Source organism: Xanthobacter sp. (assembly GCF_041911315.1).
Taxonomy (GTDB): Bacteria; Pseudomonadota; Alphaproteobacteria; order Rhizobiales; family Xanthobacteraceae; genus Xanthobacter; species Xanthobacter aminoxidans.
In genome coordinates this window covers 123,983-131,002 of sequence record NZ_JAYRPE010000004.1, presented here as the reverse complement: position 1 = coordinate 131,002, position 7,020 = coordinate 123,983, and the positions used below count along the sequence as shown (strand labels likewise).

At 68.3% G+C, this 7,020-nt stretch carries 6 protein-coding genes and 1 pseudogene; all 7 read right to left on the bottom strand.

The genetic code is table 11. The features are described 5' to 3' along the window. A pseudogene (locus ACE3QW_RS02230) lies at positions 1-449 on the bottom strand (hypothetical protein); the annotation flags it as partial. Positions 450-649: 200 nt separating this feature from the next. Continuing rightward, complete coding sequence (gene pal / locus ACE3QW_RS02225; RefSeq protein ID WP_024279727.1) at positions 650-1,141, bottom strand: peptidoglycan-associated lipoprotein Pal; 492 nt, start codon at positions 1,139-1,141, stop codon at positions 650-652. Positions 1,142-1,548: 407 nt separating this feature from the next. Beyond that, positions 1,549-2,697, bottom strand: a complete 1,149-nt coding sequence (locus tag ACE3QW_RS02220) for an HcpA family protein (protein WP_374250249.1) — start codon at positions 2,695-2,697, stop codon at positions 1,549-1,551. Next, entirely contained in the window at positions 2,694-3,326 is a 633-nt protein-coding gene (locus tag ACE3QW_RS02215) for a thiamine phosphate synthase (protein ID WP_374250248.1), read from the bottom strand. Before ACE3QW_RS02215 ends, ACE3QW_RS02220 begins: the two co-directional genes overlap by 4 nt. 128 nt (positions 3,327-3,454) lie before the next feature. Next, positions 3,455-4,477 carry a class I fructose-bisphosphate aldolase gene (locus ACE3QW_RS02210; RefSeq protein WP_029557882.1) on the bottom strand — a complete coding sequence of 341 codons (1,023 nt, stop codon included), beginning with the start codon at positions 4,475-4,477 and terminating at the stop codon, positions 3,455-3,457. A 225-nt stretch (positions 4,478-4,702) separates the two neighbouring features. After that, positions 4,703-5,896 carry a phosphoglycerate kinase gene (gene pgk / locus ACE3QW_RS02205; protein WP_029557881.1) on the bottom strand — a complete coding sequence of 398 codons (1,194 nt, stop codon included), beginning with the start codon at positions 5,894-5,896 and terminating at the stop codon, positions 4,703-4,705. 21 nt (positions 5,897-5,917) lie between these two features. Then, positions 5,918-6,925: a type I glyceraldehyde-3-phosphate dehydrogenase gene (gene gap, locus ACE3QW_RS02200; RefSeq protein WP_024279732.1), complete on the bottom strand. Its 1,008-nt coding sequence runs from the start codon at positions 6,923-6,925 to the stop codon at positions 5,918-5,920. Positions 6,926-7,020: the final 95 nt, after the last annotated feature.

Sequence of the window (7,020 nt, the reverse complement as noted above, 5' to 3'; positions counted from 1 at the left end):
GGCGGGTCCATGTTGGGATCGAAGGCGTCGGAGCGGCGCACCGGAGCGGCTGGTGCTGCCGCCGGACGGCCGGAGGGAAGCACCGCCGGCGCCTGGACCGGCGCGGCCACGGGCGCCGCGGACGGGCCGCCGGACGGACGGCCGCCGCCGGCCTCCTCCAGCCGACGTACCTGCGCCTCAAGCTGCTGGTTGCGATACTGCAGTTGCTCGACCTGTCCGGTGAGCTGACGCAGGGTCGATTCCAGCCGCTCCATCCGCTCCATCAGCTCCGGATCCTCGCGCGGAGCTTCCTGCGCGGGCTGGGGCGGCTTGAACAGATTGCCGAAGAGGTTCCCGTCGTTCTGAGCAGCCGCGGGCGCTGCCGTGCCGAGGGCCGCAGCAAAGGCAAGGCCGAAGAGGACGGCATAGGTGCGAACAAGAACACCGACCGGGCGCAGGCGCATCTTCATGGGACTTTTGCTTGGGGCTGGTGGCGAGGAGCACGTCCGGAACAGTGCCGGTTCGAGCCATGCGACTTTACCCCGCCGATCGCGTCCAAAGTGTGACCCGGCAACGACTTGCCGTGGACCGATCAAGGCTCTGCGGTCGCTGGACGCGCAAAGGCCGGCACCCGTGGGCGCCGGCCTTCGCGAGACATTCGGAAGCAGGATCAGGCGCCGCCGCCGTTCAGCACCGTCACCGCGCGGCGGTTCTGAGACCAGCACGAGATGTCGTTGCACACCGCCACCGGGCGCTCCTTGCCATAGGAGATGGTGCGCATCCGGGCCGGGTCGATCCCGCGGGAGGCGAGGTAGTCACGCACGCTCTGGGCGCGCTTGGCCCCCAGCGCGATGTTGTATTCGCGGGTTCCGCGCTCGTCCGCATGACCTTCGATGGTGAAGGTGTAGCGGTTGTACTGCTGGAGCCACTGGGCCTGACGGTCCAGGGTGGCGCGGGCCTGCGGGGTGAGATCGGTCTGGTCGCTCTCGAAGAACACGCGATCGCCGACGGCGACCACGAACTCCTGAGGGGAACCGGGAGGGCCACCCGCGCCGCCGACGCCGGCATTCTGGTTGGGATTGTTGGCGCACGCGGCAAGCGCCAGCGCGAAGCCAAACAGAGCCGCGAACCGGAAGCCGCGAGCAAGGCTGAGGAAACGCATCCGGTAACTCCCTTCTCAACGCTGCACCGGAGGCTTCGGGTCTAAAGCCGTCCGGTTAAGCGAACGTTCCGTACGCGGCCTCTTGGCCGCTCCGAGAGCCGAAAACCGGAGGATGCGGACCACTCCCGCTCGCCATGGTTTCCGGGCCGTTATCATCGCCTTTCGGGCGGGTACGCGCCTCCCTCTCCCGCGTGCAGAAACCAGCACGGCAGGTGAATGAGGTGTTTGCCCGAAAGGCCGGGAGAGGCGACGACGCCCCTCGTCCGACGCGTCCTTCACTGATGCCGGGACGTGGCGTCATCATGGCGCGGAGGTGCAGGGGTGAAGGCAGCGCAACGGCGGTGGCGGGCGTTGCAAAAGGGCCACAACCGAGCCCTTGCTCGGCCCCTCCCCTGATCGCTCCGCCTTCAGGAGCGGCCAGATTCCCAGCGGGCGGCCTGCGCCTGCGCCTTCTTGTGGTCTGCCTCGGGCAGCTTGGCCACCACGTCGTCCAGCATCGGGTCGCCGAGGCCACGGCTCTTCGCAAGGAGGTGCCAGGCAGCCGCCTTCGTCTTGTCCTCCGGCACGCCGCGTCCAACCGCGAGCAGCCGCGCATAGCGGTTCTGGGCGATGGCATTGCCGGCCAGCGCCGCCTTGCGGAACATGGCGGCAGCGGCGGCCTCGTCCTTGGGCACGCCGGTGCCGTTGAACTGCATGATGGCGAATTCCACCTGCGCCGTGACGTGACCGAGGCGCGCCGCGGCGCCCATCATGCGGGCGGCCGCAGCGACATCCTTGTCGACGCCATTGCCCTCCTTCAGCAGCACGCCGAGGGCATACTGGGCATCTTCCACGTCCTTGGCCGCGGCGATCTCGAACCAGCGCGCAGCCTCCGAAGGCTCCTTGGGGACTTTTCTGCCCTGGAGATAGAGCAGGCCGAGATTGTATGCGGCGCCGGCATTCCCCTTCTCCGCCGCCTGACGGAACAGCTGTGCCGCCGCGACCTCGTCCATGGGCACGCCCCGGCCGGCGAGGGTCATGTTGCCGAGCGCGAAAAGCGCTCCGGTCGAGCCGGCATCCGCCGCCTTGCGATACCACTCGATCGCCTTTTTGGGGTCGAGGGGAACACCGAGGCCTTCGGAATAAAGCTCGCCAAGCAGCGTCATGGCCGCCGGATCGGTTCCGGCGCGGGCGCGCTTCAGGGCCTCGTTGAAGGCGGAAACGTAATAGCCGCGCTGGTACGCGCCATAGGCGAGATCCCCCGAGCCGCCCGGCGTATCGAGGCTGGGATAGGAGATCTGCAGGCCCAGGAGTGGCATGGGCGCGGGTTCGCGCGGACGCTGGGCGGCCTTTGGATCCGGCTTTGCGGACGGCTTGTTGCCGGCCTTCGCATCGGGCTTGGCCGGCTTGGTCGCAGGTTTGGCCGCAGGCTGAGTGGAAGACGCGGCCCCGCCGGGCTGCTGGGCCTGCGCATACGCCAGGGACGGCGCCACAGCCACCGCGAGGGCGAGCAGCACGGCGCTGCCTGGAATGGCGAACCTTAGCCTGCGGAATGGCGCGCGGACGGCCGACATCATTGCGCGTCGTCACCCGATACAAGGCGCGCCTGCGCGGCCGCCACCACCTTCGGTGCTTCGCCGGCAGACGCCAGAAGCGTCTCCGACAGGGCGATGAAATCAGCTCCGGCTTCGGCCAGCGCCGTCACCTCGTCGAGGGAAGAGGCGACGCCGACGCATGGCACCTCGAACAGTTCGGCCCACCATTCCACAAGATCGCGCACACGGAAGAACTCGCCGGGCTCCGGGGCGAGCGCGCCGAAAGCGACGTAGTCGGCCCCGCTCTCCCCTGCGATCATGGCTTCATGGCGTGTCGCAAGCCCAGCGGCGCCCACAATGGCCGCAGGCTTCAACAGCCTCAGAGCCGAATCGAGCGCCGGTCCGGCCGCAACGTGCACGCCGTCGAGACCGGCGCTGGCGACGAGCCCCTCGGAGCCTTCGAGGAGTACGGCCGCATCATGCCGCTGCGCCGCCCCCGCGATCTCGGCGAGCCGCGCCGCATCGAGCTTCTCGCCGGCAGGGGTGCGCAGCACCACGCAGGCCACGTCGCCCGCGCGCACCGCGGCCTCCACCATGCGCGGGTCGAGCGCAGGCGTGACGGTGAAGACGAGCATGAGGCGGGCGCCGGTGGCGGGCGGAGGATTGGCCATGGGTCTGATCGGTCTGCCAAGAAATCGGCGAATTGGGGGCACGGACGCGGAATGTCGTCGGCTTTCGCCAGACCATAAGAAAAGGGCCGGCGCAAGCCGGCCCTTCCTGAACGTGATGCGCCCGATGCTCAGGCGGCCTTGCGCTCCTCCTCGGCCGACCACTTGCCGAGGGCCGCGAGGGAGTTCATGTGCGCGCGGTGGGCGAAGGCGGCCTGCGCCTTGGCCACGTTCTCCGGCTTGCCGGACCACGCCTTCTGCGGCGCGGCCTGCAGGGCGCGGCCGTAGGAATAGGTGAGCTTCCAGGGCAGGCCGCCCAGCTTCACCATGGCGTCGAGGTGGGCGGTGGCGTCCTCGTCGGACTGGCCGCCGGAGAGGAAGGCGATGCCGGGCACTGCTGTGGGGACGCAGGCCTTCAGCACGCGCACGGTCTTCTCCGCCACCTCGGCCACCGAGGCCTGCACCGGGCTCTTCTTGCCGGGCACGATCATGTTGGGCTTGAGCACCATGCCTTCCAGGCGGACGCGCTGGTAGTACAGCTCCTCGAACACCGTCTTCAGCGCCCATTCGGTGACGCGGTAGCAGGTGTCGATGTCGTGGGCGCCGTCCATGAGCACTTCCGGCTCGACGATCGGGACGATCTTCGCTTCCTGGCACAGCGCCGCATAGCGGGCGAGCGCGTGGGCGTTGGCGCGGAGCGAGGTGTAGGACGGAATGTGCTTGGTGGTGTCGATATCGATCACCGCGCGCCACTTCGCGAAGCGGGCGCCGAGGTCGTAATACTCCTTGAGGCGACCGGCGAGGCCGTCGAGACCCTCGGTGATGGTCTCGCCGGGGCAGAAGGGCTGCGGCTTGGCGCCGGCGTCGACCTTGATGCCGGGGATGGCGCCGGCCTTCTCGATGACGGAGACGAGCGGCGTGCCGTCCTTCGCCTTCTGCCGGATGGTCTCGTCATAGAGGATGACGCCGGAGATGTAGTCCATGCCCTGCGAGCGGAACATCAGCTCGCGGTAGTCGCGACGGTTCTCCTCGGTGGATTCGACCCCGATGGCATCGAACCGCTTCTTGATGGTACCGCCGCTCTCGTCTGCCGCGAGGATGCCCTTGCCGTCGGCCACCATTTTCTGCGCGATCGCGTCGAGCTCCGCCGTCATGTTCTTCACCTGCCTTGTTGCCGCCCCTCGGCGGGCATGGACGCCGGAGCGTGGCACTCCGGCAGATTGATTGTCGTTTGCGCGCCCGAACCGCGGCGCATCTGTCTGCGCGCCTGCAAGTCCCGGAGCCGGCACCGGGTTCCCGACCGATGCCCTACCCGAAAAGCGCCCGCCGCGGAGGGCCGGGCGGGCGCAATCTTCGTCATTTTATCCCGCAGCGCAATATCAGCGCCGCAGGGCCTCCACGCCCGGAAGCGCCTTGCCCTCAAGCCACTCAAGGAAGGCACCGCCGGCCGTCGAGACGTAGGAGAAGCGCTCCGCCGTCCCCGCGTGGTTCAGCGCGGCCACCGTGTCGCCGCCGCCCGCGACCGACAGCAACCGCCCGTTGTGGGTGAGGTCGCCGACATAGCGGGCCACGGCCACCGTCGCCGCATCGAACGGCGTCATCTCGAACGCGCCGAACGGCCCGTTCCAGACCACCGTCTTCGCCCCGTCGAGCTTCTGCTTGACGATACCGACCGTCTCCGGACCGGCGTCGAGCATCATCTCGTCGTCCTTCACGTCATCGACGCTGGTGACGCGGTGCGCGGCATTGGCCTTGAACTCGGTGGCGACCACCGCGTCCACCGGCAGGACGATCTCGCATCCAGCCGCCTCGGCCTTCTTCAGGATGTCCCGCGCGGTGTTGGCCAGGTCGTGCTCGCAGAGCGACTTGCCCACCTTCTTGCCGAGGGCGGCGAGGAAGGTGTTGGCCATGCCGCCGCCAATGACGAGGATGTCCACCTTCTTCACGAGGTTGCCGAGCAGTTCGAGCTTGCTGGAAACCTTGGAGCCGCCGACCACGGCGAGCACGGGGCGCTGGGGCGCCTCGAGGGCCTTGGTCAGCGCCTCGATCTCGCTTTCCATGGAGCGGCCGGCATAGGCCGGCAGCTTGCGGGCCAGCCCCTCGGTGGAGGCGTGCGCGCGGTGGGCGGTGGAGAAGGCATCGTTGACATAGATGTCGCCGAGGCTCGCGAGGGCTTCGATGAAGTCCGGCGCATTCTTCTCCTCGCCCGCATGGAAGCGGGTGTTCTCCAGCACGATCACCTCGCCGGAGGCGAGGCGGGAGACGGCGCTCTTCGCCTCGTCGCCGATGCAATCGGAGGCGAACGCGACCTTGCGGCCGAGTTCGCCCTCGAGGGCCTTGGCGACGGGGGCGAGCGACTGGCTTTCGTCGCGGCCCTTGGGCCGCCCGAAGTGCGCCAGCAGGACGGCCTTGCCGCCCTTGCCGGTGATGTCCCGAATGGTGGGCAGGATGGCCTTGAGACGGGTGGCGTCGGTGACGCGCCCGCTCTCCATGGGAACGTTGAGGTCGACACGCACGAGGACCCGCTTGTCGGCGAGGTCCACAGCGTCATCGAGGGTGCGGAAGGCGATCATGATGGCGCCCCCTTTTCCCGGTCAGCCCAGCTTGCCCATGGCGACGGCCGTGTCGCTCATGCGGTTCGAGAAGCCCCACTCGTTGTCGTACCACGACAGCACCCGCACCAGCGTGCCTTCCATGACCTTGGTCTGGTCGAGGTGGAAGGTGGAGGAGTTGGGATTGTGGTTGAAGTCGATGGAGACGTTGGGCTGGTCAGTGAAGCCGAGGATGCCCTTCAGCTGCTGCGAGGCAGCCGCGATGATCGCCTCGTTGATCTCTTCCTTGCTGGTCGCGCGCTTCGCGACGAACTTCAGGTCGATCACCGAGACGTTCGGGGTCGGCACGCGGATGGAGGTGCCGTCCAGCTTGCCGGCCAGCTCAGGGAGCACGAGTCCCACCGCCTTGGCGGCGCCGGTCGAAGTGGGGATCATGGACATGGCCGCCGCGCGGGCGCGGTAGAGGTCCTTGTGCATGGTATCCAGCGTCGGCTGGTCGCCGGTGTAGGCGTGGATGGTGGTCATGAAGCCCTTCTCGATGCCGACGGCATCGTTGAGGACCTTGGCCACCGGGGCGAGGCAGTTGGTGGTGCAGGAGGCGTTGGAGACGACGAGGTGCTCGTTCGTGAGCTTCTCGTGGTTCACGCCATAGACCACGGTGAGGTCCGCGCCATCGGCCGGGGCCGAGACCAGCACGCGCTTGGCGCCGGCGGCGAGGTGCGCCGCAGCCTTGTCTCGCGAGGTGAAGATGCCGGTGCATTCCAGCGCGATGTCCACGCCCAGCTCCTTGTGGGGCAGCTCGGCGGGGTTGCGCACTGCGGTGACCTTGATGGGGCCGCGGCCCACGTCGATGGTATCTCCGGCGACCTTGACCTCGCCGGGGAAGCGGCCGTGCACGCTGTCGAAGCGGAAGAGGTGGGCGTTCGTCTCCACCGGGCCGAGGTCGTTGATCGCCACCACCTCGATGTCGGTGCGGCCCGATTCGATGATGGCGCGCAGCACATTGCGACCGATGCGACCGAAACCGTTGATGGCCACCTTGACGCTCATATTGGGTCCTCCTGAGCCGGCTTGAAGCCCGGCCTCCCTGAATTGCGTTGCGCGCCCGCGGTTCACCCGCGGCGCGGTCCTCTCGCGCCCGCCGT